We start from the raw sequence: 20,977 nt of genomic DNA, 5'->3' as shown, positions 1-20,977 counted from the left end.
CGCGGCAGAATGAAACGATGACCGACACGATGCTTTCTCTGTTCGAGGAGGAGCTGTCGGCCGGCATCCAAGGCACGTCGAATCCGGTGAGCGCGCCGGCGCCGCGACCTTTGCTTCCGCACGAGCGGCGCATCCTTGCCCACTCGTCCGATCGGGTCGCGTGGCTTCGTGCTCGATCCCGCGGCATCACGGCGACGGACGTGGCGAAGCTCTCGACTCCGGCATCCATCATGGCCGCGGCACGACAGAAGGTGCACGGCACAGGCTTCACCGGCAACGTGTACACGGAGCACGGCAAGGCTCGAGAGCCGAAGATCGCGGCCTGGATGACGCGCGAATACGGCATCGACCCGAGCGACGCACTCTTCCACGCAGCACGCGACCTTCGTCATCTCGCGACGCCGGACGGCCTGGCCCTCCGACCGGACGGGCGGCTCGAGCTCGCGGAGATCAAGACGACGAACAAGCCATGGCGGAGCATCCCGAGGCACTACCTCAGGCAGGTGTGGTGGCAGCAGTACGTGCTCGGAGCCGAGCGCACGCTGTTCGTCTGGGAGCGCCACGACGGCTTCGTGCCGGTCGGCGACCCGGAGTGCCGGTGGATCGATCGCGACGAGAACGAGATCGCTTCGCTGCTCTCACTGGCGACGCAGCTCATCGGGATCCTGGCGACCGGGCGGGTCTGAGCCGCCGGTTAGAACCTCGACCCGGTCATCCCGTGGGCGCGTCGTCGAGCGCACGCTCGAGCACGTAGTCGTCTTCCCAGACCTCCCCCACGAGGAAGCGCTTCATGCCGACCTTGCTGAAGCCGCTCTTGGCGTAGAACCGCTGGGCGCGCTCGTTCTCCTCGTTCACGCCGAGCCACATGCCGACGGCCCCTCTGGCGCGGGCGAGGTCGACGGACGCCTGCATCAGCCGCAGCGACACCCCCTGCCCGTGGTATCCGGGGAGCACGTAGCACTTGCTGAGCTCGCTGGTCGGTTGGATCGTGACCGCCGCGGCCACATCCGGGTCGGATGGCTGACCGAACACCACCATCGTGTAGCCGATCGGCGTGCCGTCGTCCTCTGCGAGCAACACCGCACGGTCGGGGTCGGAGAGGTAGTCGGCGAAGGAGTCGGGGCCGAGGTGCTCGACGACGAATCCCGCGGCGGCCTCCCGTGTGGTGTGCGGAGGGCACGCGAGCGGAAAGGTGACCGCCGCCACGAAGGCGAGGCTGTCGGCATCCGTCGGCGTCGCCTCGCGAATGGTGAGCGACATGCGTCTACGGTAGCCCGAGCCGGCGCCGCTCCGCCCGCGGCGCCGTGCCACCCCTCCTTCGCCGAGCCACCACCTTGTCGCCGAGCCACCCAGAAATCGGCGCGGCTTCGGTGGTGGTTCGGCGCGAAGGTGGTGGTTCGGCGGGTGCGGGTGGTGGGACGGTCGACTTTCTGCGCCAACGCGTCGAGACGAAGTACCTGACCGCCGCCATCCTGCTGCCCGAGAAGGATGCCGTGCAGTTGCTCACCGAAACGAAGAGCATGCGCCGCATCTCGATGGAAGACCTGCGCGACGCCTTCGCCGTGTCATATGAGACGGCGGCGCATCGCTTCACCAACCTCGCGACGAGGCGTTGCGGGGCGAGAGGTCGGACCCGCCGACTACACCACGAGCAACTCGCGCAGCATCGCCCGCGTCTCCCCGCCGACCCCGAGCCCGTCGAGCACGGCATGCACCCCTGCGGCGGCATCCCGCACGATCGGCACCTTGGCCGCCAGCCACTCGTCCACCTGAGCCGTCGACCACGTCGCTTGCCGGTCGGCCGTCGGCCCGTGGTGGGCGGCTCCGGCCATGATGCGAACGGATGCCGCGTAATCGTCGGCGACGACCTGCGGGTCGACCCCCGCGTTGCCGAGAAGGATCGTCGAGATCATCCCCGTGCGGTCCCGGCCGGCACTGCAGTGCACGAGAACTCCGGGCTCGGATGCCGCGATCGCTTCGAGGGCGCCGCGCACCAGCTCCGGCTGGATCCGCCAATTGTGCTGCCAGTACTCCGGTGAGTCGAGAAGCGGTAAGCACCAGCGCCGGAACTCGGGATCGTCCTGATCCTCGGTGGGCGCATTGGTGATCGTCACCCGACCGAAGGCGTCGTGTGGAACATCCGGATCGTGCTCACGTCGCCCTGCCTCATCCTCGCCGCGCAGGTCGACCACGGACTTCAGACCCCAGGCTCGGGCATCCATCCAGCCCTTCGCGGTCATCCACTCCCGTCGCGGACCTCGGGCGACGCGGCCGTACGCGGTCGCGCCCGTCGCCGACAGCGGGGTGGGCAGCCCGCCGAGGTCGCGCACGTTGAAGTAGCCGTCCCACGCGAGCGTTCTCACCCGCGCAGTCTATGGGCCCCTTTGAGCACGGGCCGCCACAGATTGCGTGCTCGTAGGTGCACCGCCGCACAAACCGTGCCACGCGGGCGGCCTCGTGATGGCGATTCATCCTAGGCTGGCTGCACGCGTGCATCGACGGACGCCACGGCGGCCGCCACGAGACAAGAAGGGGCTCACATGAGCTACTACGCAGTCGTCGACCCGGCCACCGGGGAGACGATCAAGGAATACCCGACGATCACGGATGCCGAACTCGGCGACGCACTCGCACGTGCTGATTCCGCCTATCGCGGCTGGGGTCGCACCACGACGCCGGCCGAGCGTGCTGAGCTCATCCGCAAGGTCGGGGACCTGCACAGCGAGCGCCGCGACGAGCTCGCCGCCATCATCGTGCGCGAGATGGGCAAGCCGCTCGAGCAGGCATACGGCGAGGTCGACTTCGCCGCCGACATCTACCGCTACTACGCCGACACCTCCCCCGACGTGCTCAAGGACGAGCCGATCACCCTGCTCGCAGGAGAGGGCAGCGCGATCATCCGCCGCAACCCGCTCGGCGTGCTTCTGGGCATCATGCCGTGGAACTTCCCCTACTACCAGGTGGCGCGCTTCGCCGGACCGAACCTCATCATCGGCAACGCGATCCTGCTCAAGCACGCACCGCAGTGCCCTGAGTCCGCCGCTGCGATCCAGCAGATCTTCGACGACGCTGGATTCCCCGACGGCGCCTACGTCAACATCTACGCCACGAACGAGCAGATCGAAGACGTCATCGCCGACCCGCGCGTTCAGGGCGTCTCCCTCACCGGCTCAGAGCGTGCAGGTGCGGCCGTCGCCGAGATCGCCGGCCGTAACCTCAAGAAGGTCGTGCTGGAGCTGGGTGGCTCCGACCCGTTCATCCTGCTGTCGACGGATGACCTCGACAAGGTCGTCGAAGACGCTGCCGCTGCTCGCCTCGACAACTCGGGTCAGTCGTGCAACGCCGCCAAGCGGTTCATCGTGGTCGACGACCTCTACGACGCGTTCGTCGACAAGCTCACGGCCAAGCTCGCGGAGTCGCAGCCCAGCGACCCGACCTCGGGCGACAGCGTGCTCGGTCCCCTCTCTAGCACCGCGGCAGCCGAGCGCCTGCAGGCTCAGCTCGACCGCGCGGTCGCGAACGGCGCGACGGCACACGCGACCGGCGAACGCCGCGGCAACTTCTTCGCCCCGATCGTGCTCACCGACATCGCGGCCGACAACCCGTCGCGCCACGAGGAGTTCTTCGGCCCGGTCGCCTCGGTATACCGGGCGGCGGACGAGGCGGATGCCGTTGCCAAGGCCAACGACATCCCGTTCGGCCTCGGCTCCTACGTCTACACGACGGATCCGGAGCAGGCGGAACGTGTCGCCAACCAGATCGAGGCCGGCATGGTGTTCGTGAACCTCACCCTCGCGGACGGCGTCGAACTGCCGTTCGGCGGCGTGAAGCGCTCCGGCACGGGTCGCGAGATGGGGCGCCTCGGCGCCGACGAGTTCGTCAACAAGAAGCTGATCCGGGTCGCCTGAGCGCGCCGCGACTCCGCTGGGCCGCACTGCTACAGCGCCATTTGCGTCTTATTGCGCCACCTCAACGGGCGCAATAGCGCGCAAGTGGCGCTGTAGTGGTGCTACCTGCACCGCTCATCGCGGTCATCCCTCGATCTCGGCGGCGCGCAGCAGGATGACATCGTCGAGCACGTCCGCCGGGATGGGTCGCTCGGTGCTGAACCGGATGGCGCCGCTGGAGAGCGAGAATCCGTCCAGCCGATCTGCGACGGCACTGACGATCCGCCCGCTGAACGGGTAGATCGCGAGATGGGCCTTGGTCTGCATCGTGGAGATCAGACCCTTGCCGCTGAGCAGCAGAGCGGGCATCCCGTAGCTGCGGCCCTCGACGGCGTCTGGCACGAGCTCCAGAGCCCGTTGTCGGATGCCGTCGAACAGCTCCCGCACATCAGGCGGCAGCGTCTCGTAGTACTCGGTGACCTCGCCCATGCCCTCGTGTCTACACGCCCCAAGCCATCGAGCGCGAGAGTATCCACGCGACAGACATGACGAAGGCCCCGTCCGGATGAACCGAACGGGGCCCTCGAAACGCAACACATCAAAACTCGACACGCTCCACAAGGCGGCGACTTGATCGCCGCCGGAACGCAACCACGCGCCTTGCCGACTGCGGTGCGCCGGACGCGGGCCGGCGCACCGAACAACTCAGATGGAGTTGACGTCCAGCGGAATGCCGGGGCCGAACGTGGTCGACACGGCGCCCTTCTGGATGTAGCGACCCTTGGCGGCCGACGGCTTGAGCCGAACGACCTCGTCGAGCGCGGTCTTGATGTTCTCGGAGAGCTGCTCCGGCGTGAAGCCGGCCTTGCCGACGACGAAGTGCACGTTGGCGTGCTTGTCGACGCGGAACTCGATCTTTCCGCCCTTGATGTCGGAGACGGCCTTCGCCACGTCCGGCGTCACGGTGCCGGTCTTCGGGTTGGGCATGAGACCACGGGGGCCCAGCACCTTTCCGAGACGACCGACCTTGCCCATGAGTTCCGGGGTGGAGACGGCGGAGTCGAAATCGGTCCAGCCGCCCGCCACGCGCTCGATGAGCTCGTCGCCACCGACCTCGTCGGCGCCGGCAGCGATCGCGGCCTCGGCGGCGGGGCCAGTCGCGAACACGATGACGCGGGCCGTCTTGCCCGTGCCGTGCGGCAGGATGACGGTGCCACGCACCATCTGGTCGGCCTTACGCGGGTCGACGCCCAGCTTGAGCGCAACCTCGACGGTCGAGTTGAACTTCGTCGATCCGGTCTCGCGCGCAAGCGCGACAGCCTCGTCGGGGGTGTAGAACTTGCCGTCCTCGATCTTCGAGACAGCGGCCCGGTAGGCCTTGGACTTCTGTGCCATGTCTGGTCCTACCTTTCCTACTCGACCGTGATGCCCATGGAGCGGGCGGTGCCCGCGATGATCTTGGATGCCGCGTCGAGGTCGTTCGCGTTGAGGTCGACCATCTTCGCCTCGGCGATCTCACGCACCTGCGCAGCGGTCAGCTTGCCGACCTTGGTGGTGTGCGGAACGCCGGAACCCTTGGCCACGCCAGCGGCCTTCTTGATGAGCTCTGCGGCCGGCGGGGTCTTGAGGATGAACGTGAACGAACGGTCCTCGTAGACGGTGATCTCCACCGGGATGACGTTGCCGCGCTGCGACTCGGTCGCCGCGTTGTACGCCTTGCAGAACTCCATGATGTTGACGCCGTGCTGACCCAGCGCCGGGCCGATCGGCGGGGCGGGGTTGGCGGCGCCGGCCTTGATCTGAAGCTTGATCAGACCTGTGACCTTCTTCTTCGGTGCCATGTGTTTCCTTCGGTTCGAGCGCCCCATCCGGGGCGCGCTTCCACAGCCAGGCGAACCCTGGGAGTGGTGGGGATGTCCGATCCAGAGGCGGACCGGCCGCTCTATGTTACCTGATGCGCACTGACGGTTGCCTGGTGCTCATCAGCAGCGTCACTGCTTGTTGACCTGGTCGAAACTGAGCTCGACCGGGGTCTCGCGCTCGAAGAGGGAGACCAGCACGGTGAGCTTGCCGCTCTCCGGCTTGATCTCGCTGATCGAACCGGGCAGGCCCGCGAACGAACCTTCCTTGATCGTGATGGTCTCGCCGATCTCGAAGTCCACCTCGATGGGCGCGACACGCGTCGCGGCCTTCGCACCCTTGCCTGCTGCGGCCTTGCCCGTGGCGACCGGCTCGACCTGCACGAGCGACTTGAGCATGTTGAACGCTTCGTCGAAGCGCAGCGGCGTCGGGTTGTGCGCGTTGCCGACGAACCCGGTCACGCCAGGGGTGTGGCGCACGACCGACCAGCTGTCTTCGTTGAGATCCATGCGCACCAGCACGTAGCCGGGGATGCGCACGCGGTTGACCATCTTGCGCTGGCCGTTCTTGATCTCGACCACGTCTTCCATCGGCACCTCGACCTGGTAGATGTAATCTTCCATGCCCATGGTGTTGGTGCGGTTGGCGAGGTTCTGCTTCACGCGACGCTCGAAGCCGGCGTAGGAGTGGATGACGTACCACTTGCCCGGCAGGTAACGCAGTTCCCGCTTGAACTCGTCGTACGGGTCGACCTCGACGTCTTCTTCGGTGTCGTCGCCATCGGAGTCGGCGCCGGATGCGTCATCCGCGGCTTCGTCAGCTGCGCCGTCGACCTCTTCTTCGTCTTCGATCGCCTCGAAGGCCGCTTCGGCCTCGTCAGCGTCGTCGATCTCGAGGGCGTCGTCAACGACGGCGTCAGCCTCGGGGTCGGCCGTCTCGGCGATCGCGTCGAGCACGGCATCCAGATCGATGTCGTTCCCGTCGGCGTCGGTCACGTGCAGGGCCTCGCGCTCGGCGGCGTCCGACGATCGCTCCTCGGCGGCGAGCTCGTTGCCCTCCTGTGCCTCGTCATCGCCCGCAGCCTGCTCGGCAGCGGTCGCCCAATCGACGTCGTCGCGCTCTCGTTCAGACACTTGCTGTTACCAATCCATTCCTGTTGTACGCGTCACGGCGTGCCCGCCGGCTCATCCGGGCCACTCGCCCGAAGCCGTTCGGTGTCAGGCCCCCGGTGTACCGAAGACCAGGATGACCAACCAGCTGAACAGCTGATCGAGCCCGTAGACGAGCGCCATCATGATGATCACGAAGACCAGCACCACGCCGGTGTAGCTGAACAGCTCCCTGCGCGTGGGGGTGACGACCTTCCTCAGTTCCCCGAAGACCTGTCGGATGAACAGGGCGATCCGAGAGAAGGGGTTGCGCTTGGCTGCCCGCTCCTTCTTGGCGTTGGCGACGACATCCTCACTGGGCTCGTCGATAACTTTCCGCGCCACCTCATACCTTTCGTGGGTCGGAGCCAGAGCACCGACTTGCAGGGCGGACAGGACTCGAACCTGCAACCTGCGGTTTTGGAGACCGCTGCTCTACCAATTGAGCCACCGCCCTTCGGGAAGAAATCACACGACCCTACCCTGGCAAGTACCGCTTTCGCCGGGAGTTCGCGCCGTGATGCCTCACCCTCCCGACCATTCAAAATGGGCGCAGAAAAGCTTGGCTGACTTCAACAACCTCGGTCAAGTGTAGGCGAGCCGCCCCATCTTCCGCAAAGCGGCGTTCCCCTCGCTCGCTACCGCGCCATTTGCGCTCTATTGCGCCACTCCTGCTGGCGCTATAGAGCGCAAATGGCGCAGTAGCCGGGCGGGCGGGCACGTCACAGCAGTCGACGGGCCAGGGCCCAGGCGGTCAGCTCGTGCCGGGACGACAACTGCAGCTTGCGGAGCACGGCTGAGACGTGCGTCTCCACGGTCTTCACCGAGATGAAGAGCTCGGTCGCGACCTCCTTGTAGGAGTATCCGCGGGCGATCAGCCGCATCACCTCGCGCTCCCTGCCGGTGAGGCGGTCCAGCTCATCGACGCTCTCCGCTTGCTCGCCGGATGCCGCTCCGAACGCATCGAGCACGAACCCGGCGAGCCTCGGTGAGAACACGGCGTCCCCGCCTGCGACGGCGAGCACCGCCTTGGTGACGTCGACGCCCGAGCTGCCCTTGGTGATGTAGCCGCGAGCGCCGGCACGGATGACCGCAACAACGTCCTCCGCGGAGTCCGACACACTCAGCGCGAGGAACCTCGTGTGCGGCACCGCCGCTGCCGCGCGGCGCACGACCTCGGCACCCCCGCCGCCCGCTCCGCCAGGGAGGTGCACATCGAGAAGCACCACGTCGGGTCCGAGAGACGTGACGGTCTCGACGGCGGAGTCGACGGCATCCGCTTCACCGATCACGCGGATGCCCGCGCCAAGGTCTGCCCGCAGCCCCGAGCGGAAGATCGAGTGGTCGTCGACGATGACGACGGTCACCTCCGCCCCGGTCGCGCCGCCCTCGCTCGCGGTCACGCTTGCTCCCCTGCTCGCTCGAGATGCAGTCGCACCTCGGTGCCCTCACCACCGGCGCCCGGCCCGACGGAGGCTGAGCCTCCTGCCCTGCGCATGCGCCCCAGGATCGACTCTCGCACACCCATGCGGTCTCCGGGCACCTCGTCCAACGCGAATCCGGGACCCCTGTCGCGCACGAAGACGTCCACAGAGCCATCCGCACCCTCGACGTACACGCTGACGTCGCCGCCGGCGTGCCGCGCAGCATTGAGCATCGCCTCGCGGGCAGCGGCCGCCATCTCGCCCGTCGACCGCTCGCTCGTCGTGCCGACTCCGACCACGTCGAAGCGCACCGCATAGTCCAGCTCGAGCGCCGCGGCCGTCTCCTTCAGGTCGCTCACCAGGTCGCTGTCGACCCGCTGCTCTCCCGAGTACAGCCACTCGCGCAGCTCGCGTTCCTGAGCCCGAGCCAACCTCGCGACCTCGCTGGATGCGCCGGCACGGGTCTGGATGAGCGCCAGCGTCTGCAGTACCGAATCGTGCAGGTGGGCCGCCAGCTCGGCGCGCTCCTCCTCCCGCACCCGCTTCGTGCGCTCGGCGATCAGCTCCCGCCAGAGCCGCAGAGCCCACGGGCCGGCGAGCACCACGACACCAGCGAGCAGGCTCCCCATGAACAGCAGCCACGACCAGCCGGGCGCGGCACTCCCCCAGGCCAACGGGCCGAGGATGCCCACCGCGACCAACACCGCCCCGCTTGCCGTGCGCAGCCAGCGCGCCGCGGTCTCTCCGCGCGGAGCCGACTCGTCGACGAGCTGATCCCACGCCACGGCACCTGCCCCGCACACGATCACGCCCGTGACGACCGGAAGCAGGGTGGCGGCGGCGACCACGCCGGAACGGAATCCGGCGCCGAGGCCGAACACGAGCATCCCGAGCAGTACAGCGGCGCCGAACAACAGCCACGGCACCGGCAGGCGGCGACGTGTGACGCCCAGCGTGCCGGGTTCGGCGGGCTCGAGTGGCGTCATCGCCCAGAGCCAGGCATAGAGAAGGATGCCCGCCCCGCCGCACAGCGCGAGCGCGACCGCCAACCACCTGACCGTCTCGACCCGCCACCCGAGGTGGCCGGCCATTCCCGCGCACACGCCGCCCAGCACGCACTCGCGCGGACGCAGCAGCGGCGGGCGCTGCGGGCGCAAGGGCGATCGCGTGTCTCCGGGCACCCGCGGGTTCCCAGGAGCGCCGGCAGAGGGGGACGACATACAGGAATCCAATCATCCGACCTGATCCCCTGGCATATCCATGGGAACATCTCAGGGGTCGATCAGGGTGATCCCCCATCGCGGACCGCGCAGTGGGTCGGGCACGATCGAAACATGCCTGAAGACACCACGCAGTCATCCAGCCAGCAGCCTGGCCCGACGGGAGCCGGAACCGGGATGCCCGGCCCGGCGCCCAGCGCCACGACCAGCGGCGCCTCCGCGAGTTCCGCCCGCTTCTTCGGGTGGATCCGCAGCCTCGGCATCATCCGTCAGAACGGCTGGATGGGCGGTGTCTGCGGCGGGGTCGCCGCCCGACTCGGCATCGACCCGATCATCGTGCGCGGCATCGCGATCGTGGTGGCCATCCTCGGCGGCCCTGCGTTCCTGCTCTACGCAGCCGCGTGGCTGCTGCTGCCGGACGCGAGCGGCGACATCCACCTCGAACGCCTGATCAGGGGGCACTTCGAGCCCGCGATGATCGGCATCATCGTGCTGGCGCTGTTCTCGTTCCTGCCGTTCGCGCAGGGATTCTGGTGGGCGGGCGCCCAGTTCTGGGGCGGCCTCTCCTGGTTCGCCTCCGTCGGCCGCGTGCTCTGGGCTCTGCTGATCATCGGACTCATCGTGGCCTTCGTGATCTGGGCGGCGCGCAGCGGGCGCATCCCGCCTGCGCAACCCGCGACGGCCGCCGGACCGACCTATCCGCCGGCCTCGACCACGTCGACAACGACTTCACCGACGGATGCCGGTGGCGGCGCCGCGCATTCGGCTTCCGCGAGCGCCGCCCCGGCATCGACTCTTCCCGATCAAACGACGGATGCCGGCGGGTCCGGCACCCCGGGTTCCGGCTCTGGATCGGGTCAGCCCACCTCTGAGCAGGACGACGTCGCCGACTGGCGCGCGCGACAGGATGCCTGGCGCGCCGAGTACGCCGCCTGGAACGCCCAGCAGGCCGCCGACGCTCGCGCGATCAAGCAGCAGCGTTCGGCCGAGATCAGGGCGCAAGCCCAGACGCTCGCGGTCGAGTCCGAGCTGGCCCGCCGTCGCCGCAAGGCGGCCAACCCTCGCACCAGTGCCGCCTACGTGGGCATCGCCCTGGGCCTCGCGATCGTACTTGGCGGCATCTCGTCGGCCATCGCGCTCGGCTCCCTCGCCGAGCCATACGCGCTCACGATCGGACTCGCCGTCGCAACCGCCGTGGTGGGCGCGTCGATGGTGCTCGCCGGCGCACTCCGCCGCAGGAGCGGATTCCTGGGCTTCGTCTCGATCCTGCTGATCGTCGGCACGCTGTGCGCGGCGCTCCCGCCACGCGACCACGCCGTCGTCTGGCCGTATGTCAGCTACAGCAACTCCCGTACCGTCTCGATCTATCAGCCGGTCGGGCACGTCGAGCTCAGCTACCCGGATGACTCGCAGCACCACACCGCAGACGTGGTACAGAACGCCGGGTCGGTCAGCATCTGGCTCGACACCAACGCCGACGCCAGCATCGACGTCGTCCAGCACGCATCGGGCAGCACCGTCAACGTCGTCAAGCCCGACGGAGAAACGAGCTCCACCTCGCTCTCCGCCGGCGAGTCGAACTCCCACCTCTACTCCTTCGGCAACAGCTCTCCGACCGTGAAGGTCCACATCGACCAGGGCGCAGGAGCCGTGACGATCTACCAGGTCGACGGGTTCCACGAATGAGACGCGCGCAGTCCCATCCTGCGATCGACGACCTGACCAACTTGCTGTGAAAGGACCACTCACGTGAACGAGAACGAGAACGAGAAGCCGACGCCCGCCGACGACGCGACGCCGACGGAGCAGCACGCAGACACGACGCCCACCGAGCGCCTCGACGACGTTGCCGTCACCAGACAACTCGACGACGTGGCCGACACCGAGCGCCTCGACATCACATCGCCGACCGTGCAGCCGGATGACCCGACTCCCACCCTGCACATCGATGACACTCCGCAGGGTGAGCAGAACAGCGGTCCGGCATCCACACCGCCCAACGGCACCGCGTGGTTCAGGAGCACCTCACAGTCGCACCCCGACCCCGGGGCGCCCGTCGACGCCAACCGCTACGCGACCGCTCTCGAGGGCGTGCCGCGGCCCCGCGTGCGATCCGGCGCGATCGCGTGGGGACTCATCGTGCTCGCGTTCTCCGCGCTGATGCTCACCCTGACCACCGTGCCGGGCAACGCCGTGGCGTTCGCGCACTGGGCGTCATCCCTTACGCCGGGCACGATCACGGTCATCGTGGTGGTCGCCGTCGGCGCGTTCATCCTGCTGCTCGCGCTGCTCTCGGCGATCCGTCGAGCCCAGCGCCGGGCCCGCTCCTTCCCCACCGCCGGTTGAGGAGCACGCCCTCACCGTGGGTTGACAAGCACGCCCTCACCGTGGGTTGAGGAGCACGCCCTCACCGTGGGTTGAGGAGCACGCGACGCAGTCGCGCGCGTCTCGAAACCCGCATGCTTCGGGGAGGCCGGGTTTCGAGACGCTCCGCTGCGCGGTGCTCCTCAACCCACGAGGAAGACGCGCGCTTCGCGAGCTCCTCAAACCACGAGAAGACCCGCGCTGCGCGTTGCTCCTCAACCCACCGGGAAGGCACACCTAGAGCTCGAGGCCGACCAGCACGGGCTCGGGGTGCAGCAGAACTCCGAACTCGGCCTGCACCCTTCCCTGCACGTATGACGCGAGCTGTGCCACTTCATAGGCGGATGCCCCGCCTCGGTTCGTGATCGCCAGGGTGTGCTTGCTCGAGATGGCCGCGCCCGATCCCGGCAAGGCGAATCCACGATGGATGCCCGCCTGCTCGATCAGCCACGCCGCGCTCAGCTTCACGCCCGGTCCGGCCGACTCGGCATACGCTCTGCGGCGCTCGCGGTCGACGGCGGCATCCGCCATCAGCCCGACCACCTGGCTCTCCTCTGCGCGCGACGCGTCGAGGGGCGCGACCAGGTCGGGCTCTTCCGCGACGAGCGGCCACCGCGGGGCATCCGCCGGAAGCGTGTGTGCGAAATGCGTCGACACGATCGGATTCGTGAAGAACGAGCCGGCGCTGACCGAGTCGGGGTCGTCCGGATCGAGCACCATCCCCTTCGACTCCCGCAGTGACAGCACAGTGCGCCGGACCTCGCCGAGCGACACCTGCGTGCCGACGTCGACCGCAAGGGCGTTGGCCAGCTGGGCGTACGCGACGGGCTCGCTGAGGGCAGCCCCGACATCCGGACGCTGCTCGAGCTCGATCTCGACAGCGACCACGACTCCCTGCAGCCCGCGCTTCAACACGGAGGTGCGATAGCCGAGCTCGAGGTCCGACGCGGTCATCCGGCGCACGTCTCCGTCGGCCGCGTCGAGAAAGTCGACGGCGACGAGCACCGACGAGAACTCCTGGCCGTAGGCGCCGATGTTCTGCACAGGCGCCGCGCCGACGCTGCCGGGGATGCCCGACAACGCCTCGATCCCGGCCCACCTGTTGCGAACCGCCAGCGCCACCAGCCCGTCCCACGACTCGCCGGCCTGCACGCGAAGCCGCACGGCGTCCTGCCGGCCTGGACCATCGGACTCGATACGCTCCACGCCACGCGTCGCGATCTGGATGACCGTGCCGTCGAACCCGTCGTCGCACACGATCGTGTTCGATCCGCCACCGAGCAGCAGCACGTCGTCGCCGCTCGCATAAGCGTCCCGCGCGATGGCAATGAGGTCGTCCTCGGTCTGCGCCCTCTCGAGATGCTGTGCCGGGCCGCCGACCCGCATGGTCGTCAGTTGCGCGAACGTCGGCGTGACATCCGTTGCTCCCACACCGGTCACGCCAAGGACACCCACGCCTGCGCCTTGCCGAGCACCGTCTGCCCTGCGGCGCTCGCCGTGATGTCGATGCGCACACGACCGGCGTCCGCGTCGATCGACGCGACCTTGGCCGTCACGTCGAGGGTCGCGCCGTCGTTGCGGTCGACGACGACGGGACGGGTGAAGCGCACCTGGTAGTCGACGACGCGCGCCGGGTCGCCCACCCAGTCGACGACGGCCTGCGAGGCGATGCCCATGGTGAGCATCCCGTGCGCGAGCACTCCCGGGAGGCCGACGAACTCGGCGATGTCGTCGCGGTAGTGGATGGCGTTGAAGTCGCCTGATGCCCCCGCGTAGCGCACGAGCGAGTCACGGGTGATGAGGTGCTGAGCGCTCGCCACCTCGTCGCCGACGGTCAGGGAGTCGATGGTCGGAATCGTGGTCATCAGTCCTCTCCCCTCACCACGAGCGTGGACGTTGCGGTGACGACATGTTCGCCCGCCGCATCGTCGATCACCGTGGTCGCGGTGACCATGGAGTTGCCGCCGAGCGACTTCACCGACGTCACGGTGAGGTGGGCAGTCAGTTCGTCTCCCGCCACCACCGGCCGGGAATACTCGAAGCGCTGGTCGCCGTGCACCACGCGCCCGAAGTCGATGCCGGCCTCCGGGTCGCCGAGCAACTGCGCGAGCGTGCCTTCCTGCACCACGACCGGGAACGTCGGTGGCGCGACCACGTCTGCGTGACCCGCCGCACGTGCGGCATCCACCTCGAAGTGGATCGGGTTCGTCGCGAACACGGCGCGCGCGAACTCCCGCACCTTCTCTCGCCCTACGAGATAAGCGTCGACCGGCGGGTACGTCCGGCCCTGGATCGCGGGGTTCACTGCCACGCACTTCATTCTAGGGATGACCACATGGCGACCCCCGAACGAGAAGAGCCCCCCGGCATCCGCCGGAGGGCTCTTCTTCGTCTGTCTGTCAGTGCAGACTGCCTACTGGCAGCTATCGCACTGCAGAAGGTCCATCGGGTCAACGGGTACTGCGTAGCCGCCGACGTTCTCGTTCTCATCCATGATGACCTCCCCAAATAAATCCCTGATCGGAACCTTCGGATGGATCGGATCGGTGCTCCATCCACCCGCCGCAACCAACCCCCTCGTGCTTACGGCTGAGGTGTTCCGCGCGGTGTTCACCCACTATATAACGTGAATCACACGATTGTCATTCCACTAGATGTTGTGGTTCGAGAAAAATCCACCCTCTCGACTCGAGGCTACGCGGAACCCCCGACATCGCGCGGAAGTCGGCCTGGTTCACACACTCGAAAACCTCTCCTGCGACATCCAGCGACCGGCGTGTCGCGACACGATCTTCCCAACGGAATCGATCGGGTTTAGAGTCAGGGCAGGTTCACGTACTAGGGGGGACATGGACCGGCTGGAAGCACGCACGCCATCGGCTGTGCTGCGCCTGCTGCTGTGCGGGCTCGGTGTCGCCGGTGGCCTCGTGCTGCTCGGACTCGCGTTCGGCGCCCTCTCCGCGTCGGCCGACCAGCCCTCCCCGACGTCGCCGTCGAGCTCTGCTCCGGCCGCGTCGAATCCTGCTCCGCCGACCCCAGCGGCTCCTGCCTCGAGCTCCGTGCTCGGCTCTGTCGGGTCGCTCGTCGGCGCGGTCACGGCTCCGGTCGAGAGCACCGTCAGCACCGTGACCCATGCGGTCTCGTCCGCCGTCGCCCCGGTTGCGCAGGCTCTGCCCGCTCCGGTTCAGCACGTCACTCAGCCCGTCGCGAGCACGGTCACCTCGGTCGTGCAGTCGGTCTCGGTCACCAAGACCGTCGCCCCGGTCGCCGGAGCCGTCGATCAGCTCGTCGGCTCCGTTCCCGTCGTCGGCGGTGCGCTGAGCTCGACAGTCGGCCCGGTCTCAGCGGTGACCGCCCCGGTGGCGGGAGCGGTCGACTCCGTGCTCGGCTCGGCGGCACAGACGACCGGAACGGTCCTCGGACCTCCTCCGGTGACATCCCAGCCGACGCCGCCCTCCACGCCGTCCGTCGGCGTGACGCCCACAGCTCCTGGCGGGTCCGGCGAAGTTTCGGTGGTCGCGACCATCGAGTCGACGACGGCTGACACGAACGCGGCATCACTCGTCCTCACTGACTTCTGGTCGTCGTGGCAGGCATCTGTCTCCTCGTCGTTCGGCGGCGCGACGCCAGGCGGGGCTGGGATGCCCGCGACTCCGAATGCGCCCTCCCCCGGTTCTCCGGGTCAAAGTGCGCCTGCGATATCCGGGTCGGGTCCGGGCTCGGGTTCTGGGAGCGGTCCCGGCGGCGCTGGGTCCGTCGCGAATCTGCCTTCGAGCGTCGGCGCTCAGGCGCCGTCCGTCGCCCTGGTGGGCGCGCCGGCTGACGACGACCTTCCGACCATTCCTGCATACGAGACCGACTCGACACCTGACTGAGCGGGGTCCGCTCCGTCCTGCCGCGGCACGGCATCCTTTCGCGATGCGCCGCGCCACCGGACGGAAGAAGTGACCTCAGCCTTCCGCGGTGACCTACGCCCGGAAGCGACCAACCGCTCGATCAGGAGTTGACAATCATGAACAAGATCGTGTCGAGGGGACTGTGGTTCACGGTCATCCTCGGCGGCCTTTCACTGGCGGGAATCGGTGCGGCCAACGCCGCCCAGCCCTCCACGAGCGGCACCGACGGAGCTGGCTCCGGCGATGTGCTCGGCATCAATCTCAGTGCACCCGTCTCCGTCGTCGGCGACGCGGTCAGCGGACTCGGCGATGCGCTCTCGAGCGCGGCGACCTCGTCCACGCCGTCGACGCCGGCTGCTCCGGCCGCACCTGCTGACACCTCGACCACGACTGCACCGGCGGCGACGACCCCGTCGGCACCGGCAGCGACGACGTCGGGAGACAACGGCATCGCCTCTGGTGGTGTCGTCGGAGGGACGGTCTCGGTACCCGTCACGGTGTCCGGCAACGCGGTGAGCGTCGCCGGAAGCTCGACGAGCTCGGATGCCACCACCTCCGCCTCACCACAGCCGTCGACCTCCGGGTCGACGTCGGGGAGCTCTACCGGCGCGACGAGCAGCGGTAGCGACAGCGTGCTCGGCGGCCTGGTGGCCCCGGTAACGGTGAACGCACCCATCACGGTGAGCGGCAATGGGATCAGCGCGGTGGGCGACTCGACATCCGGTACGTCGGACACCTCGTCCGGCGCCGCGAGCCCGACAACCGCCGCCACCCCGACATCCACCACGGGAAGCGACGCGCTGCTCGGCGGTCTGCTGCTGCCGATCGGCGTCAACGCGCCGATCACGGTGAGCGGGAACGCCATCAGTGCCCTCGGTGACTCCGGTTCCACGGATGCCGCCACGACGACGACCTCGGATAGCGGGGGCGCCGGCGGGGCGACGGGCACCAGCTCGAGCGGCGGCTCCGGAGGCACCACGAGTGGTACCGGCGGCGTTCTCAGCGGAGCGCTCGCGGATGTCGGTGCCAGCGCACCTGTGACGGTCGGCGGCGACGCGATCAGCGTGGTCGGCGACTCCACCAGCACGGGCGCGGACACCGGTTCGACGGGCAACACCAGCGGCTCGGCGGGCACGTCGGGCGGCACCACCAGCGGTGACAACAGTGTGCTCGGCGGACTGCTGGCACCGATCGGGGCGAGCGCGCCCGTGACGGTCGGCGGCGATGCGATCAGCGTCGCAGGCGACTCCACCAGCACCGGGGCGAACACCACCGCGGGCGACCCCGCAGCGGGCTCTTCAGCCGGCTCGGGCGACAGCACCACCGGTAACGGGGGCGTGGCGAGCGGACTGCTGGCACCCATCGGCGCCGGCATCCCGGTGACCGTCGGCGGCGACGCGATCAGCGTCGCAGGCGACTCCACCAGCACCGGAGCGAACACCGCCGCCGGTGACCCTGCAACGGGCTCCAGTGACAGCACGACCGGAAACGGCGGACTGGCCAGCGGGCTGCTGGCGCCGATCGGAGTGGCGCTCCCGGTCACGGTCGGAGGAGACGCGATCAGCGTGCTCGGCGACTCGACGACGACGGGTTCGGACACCTCGGTTCCGGGCGACCCGAGCGGCCCGACGGGCCCCACTGGGCCGACCGGGCCTACGGGACCGACCGGCCCCACGGGACCGACCGGACCCACCGGCACCACGGGCACCACTGGCTCCACCGAGCCGGCCAGCACCATTCAGCCCACGGTGGTCACTCACGCCGTGAGCGGGGTCTCGGCATCGGCATCCATCGCGGATCCCCATGCCCTGGCCGACACCGGATCGAACGTTTTCGGCGTCATCGGTGCCGCGGTGCTGGCGCTACTGGGGGGCCTAGGCGCGCTGCTGTTCACGCGTCGTTCCGTGCGGTCGTAACTAAGGCCGCGTAGGTGCGCGCGTCTCGAAGCCCGGCGTCGGATGGCGTACGGGTTTCGAGACGCGCGCCTTCGGCGTGCTCCTCAACCCACGGGGGCGCGCCTTCGGCGTGCTCCTCAACCCACGAGGGCGCGCCTTCGGCGTGCTCCTCAGCCCACGAGGAGGAGTCGGCGCGTCAGGCCTGGATGACCGACAGCACGTTGCCCGCCGGGTCGCGGAACCACGCGATGTCCGGGCCCCACTCGGGGTTGTTCGGACGCGCGATGCCCTTCGCATCGGTCGGGAACTCCGCGTTGTCGTAGATCTTCGTGACGACGCCGGCGGCATTGAGCTCGTCCACGGACGCCTCGATGTCGTCGACGACGAAGTTCAGGATCGTGAACGACGCGGGGCTGTGGTCCGGTTTCGCATAGACGAAGACCTCGCCCCCGCCCGGCAGCGTGAGACGGATGCCCATGTCACCCTCCGACTCGACCGCGAGTCCCAGAGTGTCGCGGTAGAACTCCCGTGCGCGCGCAAGGTCGTCGACGCTGAATCCGCTGAAGGAATCGATCGCACTGAACATGGCTTCACCCTATGTCCGCCATGGCGCGCCTGTCATGGGGTTTGACAACCGACATCCGCCACCTCTCCACGACCCGACCACCAAGTCGTCGCCACTTTGCGCGGCATCCCACGCGGGGATACGACAACAAGTGGCGAGCACGTGATGTGGAGTGAGCGGCGGAGGGTGAGATGAGTGCGTGGTGTGGGTGGCGCATTAACCAAAACACCCGATGGGCCGGTATTCCGGCTCATCGGGAGAAATGGGGTAAGCGGGCGAGTTTTCAAACGGGCCGCCAGCTCGCCGCCCCCACGGAGAGCTATGAGCGACCCAAGAAAAAGGTTCCTCTCACCACGAGAGACTGTCAAGACTTGTCGAAGGTATAGGTGCCGTCCTGCGTACCCCAGTTCGTGGGACGTAACCTGGAATGGTCGTCAAAGGAGATGGTGGCCATGCGTGCACAAACGGGCGAGCGCATCGTCATTCGCGGAGTGACGGTCGAGACGCCGGATCGACACGGCGAGATCGTCGAGGTACGAGGTGCAGACGGATCACCGCCCTACCTTGTGCGGTTCGACGATGGGCACGAGATGCTCGTGTATCCGGGAACGGATGCCACTGTGGAGCATCCCGCCTCGAACACGTCCGCCGGTTGAGTTCGCCGCACCGCCGAGAGGTCTCCCCCTCGACGGCACGGCGATCGAACCTCAGCTGCGCAGGTCGAGCCAGCGCACCTGGTCCTGGGAGAGCTCGATGTCGAGCCCCGCGAGCGAGGTGCGCGTCTCTTCGATGCTGCGCGGTCCGATCAGCGGGAACGTCGGGAACGACTGCGCGAGCACGTAAGCGAGGGCGATCGCGGTCGGGGCGACCCCCAGCTCGGATGCCAGCTCACGCGTTCTGGCCAGACGCTCGAAGTTGTCGTCGCTGTAGTAGCAGCGCACGAGTTCGGCGTCGGAGGTGTCATCCCGATCCGCACGGGCGAAGAACCCGCGGGCCTGCGACGACCAGGGCAGCAGCGTGGTGCCGGTCCGCTCCAGCCACTCGCGGTCCGCGACGTCGGTGACGTGACGGCATCCCGCCCACGGAACGTCCAGCGCGTGCGCCAGACCGAAGTGATCGCTGAGCACCGAGAAGCGCTGCTTGCCGTTCGCGTCCGCGTAGGCCTGCGCCTCCTCGAAGCGCGCGATCGACCAGTTCGAGCCGCCGAAGACGCGAATGCGGCCCGCCCGCGCCTGCTCGTCGAGCACGTCGACGAATTCGCCGACCGGGATGTCCGGGTTGTCGCGATGCATCAGGTAGAGGTCGACATGGTCGGTCTGCAGCCTGTCGAGGGTCTCGTCGAGCTGCCGAACGATCGACTCGGGGTCGCAGTGCGGAGTGTGCGCACCCTTGCCGACGATGACCACGTCATCCCGAACGCCTCGGTTCGCCACCCAGCGTCCGAGCAGGCGCTCCATCAGGCCGCCGCCGTAGATGTAAGCAGTGTCGAACGCGTTGCCGCCGCGCTCGATGAAGTCGTCGAACATCGCGGAGGCGTGACCGAGAGTGGTCTGGTTGTCGACGCCCATGACGAGGCGCGACACGTCCTTGTCGAGGCCGGGGATGCGGCCGTACCGCATCGGGGCATCCGACCGGCGCACCGGCGGCTTGCCGCTGTACGGCGGGATGTTCGCCGTCTCGACCTCGAACGGGTAGCGCAGCCCGATCGCCTCGCGCCACCGGTCGAGCCCGCGTGCGTTGCCGAGGGTGTCGGCCCAGCTCACCTCGGGGCTCTGGCCATCCGCAGCGTGCTCGGCGACGGCATCCGCCTGCAGCGCGTACTGCCATGCGGGCTCGAGGCGGATGACCTCGGGTGCGGCATCCGTCCTGCGAACCTCGACCACGGTCGGCTCCTCCGTGCTGGGCACCCACGGCTCAGGCAGGATGATGCGCCCTCGCGAGCCGGACACGACGATGCGGTTGTCGTCTTGCACCCGCACGCCGCAGGTGAGGTGCGCGGTGATCCCGGAGGCGAAGACGACGGATGCCGTCGTCCACTCGTCGACCCCGGACTCCCCGATCGTGCCGTTCGCGGTCAGGGAGACGGGCTCGGCGAAACGGGTCCCGGTGGCTGCTCCGGCGACGAGACGGGCCGAGGACATCGAGTAACCGCCGACGTCGAGGATGCCTCCCCCTGCGAGCTCCGGGTTGAGCAGCCGGTGCTCGGCGGGGGCATCAGTTCGGAATGCGAACGAGGCATCCACGTGCTGCACCTCGCCGATCGCACCGTCGGCGATGAGCTGGGCGAGCAACGCGATCTGGGGGTGGAAGCGGTACATGAAGCCCTCGGCGAAGTACCGTCCGCTGCGGCGGGCCGCTTCGACGACGACCATCGCGCCGGCGTGATCGATCGAGAGCGGCTTCTCGCAGATGACGTGCTTGCCGGCCTCGAGCGCCTGGATGGTCAGCCGCACGTGCTCCGTGTGCACGGTCGCGATGTAGACGGCGTCGATCGCGGGGTCGGCGAACAGCGCGTCATACGACTCGTGCACGCGGATGGCACCAGGCGTGGACTCGAACTCGGCCGCGAACGCGCGCGCCCGGTCGACGTTCCTGCTGGCGACCGCGACGAGCTCGCCGGTTCGGCTGTGCGGCAGCTGCTCCGCGAAGCGGTGGGCGATGCCGCCCGGTCCCACGATTCCCCATCGCACGTGCTGGAGTGCCTCGGCCATGCGGCCT

Annotated in this window: 21 protein-coding genes, 1 tRNA gene and 1 pseudogene; 8 read left to right on the top strand and 15 right to left on the bottom strand. The window is 68.4% G+C overall.

The genetic code is table 11. From position 1 onward, the window contains the following. The first annotated feature begins 29 nt into the window (after positions 1 to 29). Complete coding sequence (locus ACYVDN_RS16410; protein WP_460573540.1) at positions 30 to 686, top strand: YqaJ viral recombinase family protein; 657 nt, start codon at positions 30 to 32, stop codon at positions 684 to 686. Positions 687 to 711: 25 nt separating this feature from the next. Here the strand turns inward: ACYVDN_RS16410 and ACYVDN_RS16405 are convergent, their stop codons facing one another. Continuing rightward, positions 712 to 1,260, bottom strand: coding sequence for a GNAT family N-acetyltransferase (locus ACYVDN_RS16405; protein WP_460573302.1), 549 nt, complete (start codon positions 1,258 to 1,260; stop codon positions 712 to 714). A gap of 164 nt (positions 1,261 to 1,424) precedes the next feature. Here ACYVDN_RS16405 and ACYVDN_RS16400 point away from each other — a divergent pair. Next, positions 1,425 to 1,646, top strand: a pseudogene (locus ACYVDN_RS16400) (XRE family transcriptional regulator); the annotation flags it as partial. Here the strand turns inward: ACYVDN_RS16400 and ACYVDN_RS16395 are convergent. Further along, positions 1,641 to 2,363, bottom strand: coding sequence for a tyrosine-protein phosphatase (locus ACYVDN_RS16395; RefSeq protein ID WP_460573300.1), 723 nt, complete (start codon positions 2,361 to 2,363; stop codon positions 1,641 to 1,643). The pseudogene ACYVDN_RS16400 and the gene ACYVDN_RS16395 sit on opposite strands and share 6 nt — an antisense overlap. A gap of 177 nt (positions 2,364 to 2,540) precedes the next feature. On the opposite strand from ACYVDN_RS16395, the gene ACYVDN_RS16390 reads away from it, so the two are divergent. Further along, the gene (locus tag ACYVDN_RS16390; protein ID WP_460573298.1) at positions 2,541 to 3,908 is read left to right on the top strand and encodes an NAD-dependent succinate-semialdehyde dehydrogenase; all 1,368 of its coding nucleotides are present in this window, start codon (positions 2,541 to 2,543) and stop codon (positions 3,906 to 3,908) included. A gap of 123 nt (positions 3,909 to 4,031) precedes the next feature. On the opposite strand, the gene ACYVDN_RS16385 is transcribed toward ACYVDN_RS16390, so the two are convergent. From ACYVDN_RS16385 to ACYVDN_RS16350, 8 genes are all read right to left on the bottom strand, one after another. Further along, complete coding sequence (locus ACYVDN_RS16385; RefSeq protein WP_460573296.1) at positions 4,032 to 4,376, bottom strand: iron chaperone; 345 nt, start codon at positions 4,374 to 4,376, stop codon at positions 4,032 to 4,034. A gap of 216 nt (positions 4,377 to 4,592) precedes the next feature. Beyond that, positions 4,593 to 5,282: a 50S ribosomal protein L1 gene (rplA, locus tag ACYVDN_RS16380; protein ID WP_460573294.1), complete on the bottom strand. Its 690-nt coding sequence runs from the start codon at positions 5,280 to 5,282 to the stop codon at positions 4,593 to 4,595. A 17-nt stretch (positions 5,283 to 5,299) separates the two neighbouring features. Continuing rightward, on the bottom strand, positions 5,300 to 5,728 hold the full coding sequence (rplK, locus tag ACYVDN_RS16375; RefSeq protein ID WP_146322150.1) for a 50S ribosomal protein L11: 429 nt from the start codon (positions 5,726 to 5,728) through the stop codon (positions 5,300 to 5,302). Between the two features lie 150 nt (positions 5,729 to 5,878). Beyond that, positions 5,879 to 6,880, bottom strand: a complete 1,002-nt coding sequence (gene nusG / locus ACYVDN_RS16370) for a transcription termination/antitermination protein NusG (RefSeq protein ID WP_460573291.1) — start codon at positions 6,878 to 6,880, stop codon at positions 5,879 to 5,881. Positions 6,881 to 6,964: 84 nt separating this feature from the next. Next, positions 6,965 to 7,240 carry a preprotein translocase subunit SecE gene (secE, locus tag ACYVDN_RS16365; RefSeq protein ID WP_460573289.1) on the bottom strand — a complete coding sequence of 92 codons (276 nt, stop codon included), beginning with the start codon at positions 7,238 to 7,240 and terminating at the stop codon, positions 6,965 to 6,967. Between the two features lie 39 nt (positions 7,241 to 7,279). Beyond that, a tRNA-Trp gene (locus ACYVDN_RS16360) sits at positions 7,280 to 7,352 on the bottom strand. Between the two features lie 265 nt (positions 7,353 to 7,617). Then, positions 7,618 to 8,298, bottom strand: coding sequence for a transcriptional regulator (locus ACYVDN_RS16355; RefSeq protein ID WP_460573287.1), 681 nt, complete (start codon positions 8,296 to 8,298; stop codon positions 7,618 to 7,620). Then, positions 8,295 to 9,539 (bottom strand): ATP-binding protein, encoded by a 1,245-nt coding sequence (locus ACYVDN_RS16350; RefSeq protein WP_460573285.1) that lies wholly within the window; start codon positions 9,537 to 9,539, stop codon positions 8,295 to 8,297. Before ACYVDN_RS16350 ends, ACYVDN_RS16355 begins: the two co-directional genes overlap by 4 nt. 114 nt (positions 9,540 to 9,653) lie before the next feature. Between ACYVDN_RS16350 and ACYVDN_RS16345 the strand changes: the two genes are divergently transcribed. Further along, the gene (locus ACYVDN_RS16345) at positions 9,654 to 11,225 is read left to right on the top strand and encodes a PspC domain-containing protein (protein WP_460573283.1); all 1,572 of its coding nucleotides are present in this window, start codon (positions 9,654 to 9,656) and stop codon (positions 11,223 to 11,225) included. Between the two features lie 63 nt (positions 11,226 to 11,288). Continuing rightward, positions 11,289 to 11,885, top strand: a complete 597-nt coding sequence (locus tag ACYVDN_RS16340; RefSeq protein WP_460573281.1) for a hypothetical protein — start codon at positions 11,289 to 11,291, stop codon at positions 11,883 to 11,885. 255 nt (positions 11,886 to 12,140) lie between these two features. On the opposite strand, the gene ACYVDN_RS16335 is transcribed toward ACYVDN_RS16340, so the two are convergent. Genes ACYVDN_RS16335 through ACYVDN_RS16325 form a run of 3 tightly spaced genes read right to left on the bottom strand, consistent with a single transcriptional unit; the run spans position 12,141 to position 14,214 of the window. Next, positions 12,141 to 13,358, bottom strand: coding sequence for a UDP-N-acetylmuramate dehydrogenase (locus tag ACYVDN_RS16335; protein WP_460573279.1), 1,218 nt, complete (start codon positions 13,356 to 13,358; stop codon positions 12,141 to 12,143). Continuing rightward, the gene (locus ACYVDN_RS16330) at positions 13,340 to 13,768 is read right to left on the bottom strand and encodes a hotdog family protein (RefSeq protein ID WP_460573277.1); all 429 of its coding nucleotides are present in this window, start codon (positions 13,766 to 13,768) and stop codon (positions 13,340 to 13,342) included. The genes ACYVDN_RS16335 and ACYVDN_RS16330 overlap by 19 nt, the downstream gene beginning before the upstream one ends. Next, the gene (locus tag ACYVDN_RS16325) at positions 13,768 to 14,214 is read right to left on the bottom strand and encodes an FAS1-like dehydratase domain-containing protein (protein WP_460573275.1); all 447 of its coding nucleotides are present in this window, start codon (positions 14,212 to 14,214) and stop codon (positions 13,768 to 13,770) included. Before ACYVDN_RS16325 ends, ACYVDN_RS16330 begins: the two co-directional genes overlap by 1 nt. A gap of 538 nt (positions 14,215 to 14,752) precedes the next feature. Here ACYVDN_RS16325 and ACYVDN_RS16320 point away from each other — a divergent pair. Then, positions 14,753 to 15,778 (top strand): hypothetical protein, encoded by a 1,026-nt coding sequence (locus ACYVDN_RS16320; protein WP_460573273.1) that lies wholly within the window; start codon positions 14,753 to 14,755, stop codon positions 15,776 to 15,778. 137 nt (positions 15,779 to 15,915) lie between these two features. Further along, positions 15,916 to 17,715 carry a beta strand repeat-containing protein gene (locus ACYVDN_RS16315; RefSeq protein WP_460573271.1) on the top strand — a complete coding sequence of 600 codons (1,800 nt, stop codon included), beginning with the start codon at positions 15,916 to 15,918 and terminating at the stop codon, positions 17,713 to 17,715. Positions 17,716 to 17,890: 175 nt separating this feature from the next. On the opposite strand, the gene ACYVDN_RS16310 is transcribed toward ACYVDN_RS16315, so the two are convergent. Further along, complete coding sequence (locus ACYVDN_RS16310; RefSeq protein ID WP_460573269.1) at positions 17,891 to 18,280, bottom strand: VOC family protein; 390 nt, start codon at positions 18,278 to 18,280, stop codon at positions 17,891 to 17,893. Between the two features lie 431 nt (positions 18,281 to 18,711). Here ACYVDN_RS16310 and ACYVDN_RS16305 point away from each other — a divergent pair, with 431 nt between their 5' ends. Then, positions 18,712 to 18,915 carry a DUF1918 domain-containing protein gene (locus tag ACYVDN_RS16305; RefSeq protein WP_460573267.1) on the top strand — a complete coding sequence of 68 codons (204 nt, stop codon included), beginning with the start codon at positions 18,712 to 18,714 and terminating at the stop codon, positions 18,913 to 18,915. Between the two features lie 51 nt (positions 18,916 to 18,966). Here ACYVDN_RS16305 and ACYVDN_RS16300 read toward each other — a convergent pair whose 3' ends face one another. Further along, entirely contained in the window at positions 18,967 to 20,970 is a 2,004-nt protein-coding gene (locus ACYVDN_RS16300; protein WP_460573265.1) for an aldo/keto reductase, read from the bottom strand. Between the last annotated feature and the right edge of the window lie 7 nt (positions 20,971 to 20,977).

The organism is Humibacter soli (assembly GCF_054779035.1).
Note: the sequence above shows the minus strand (reverse complement) of the source record. Positions and strands in the feature narration are given on the sequence as shown.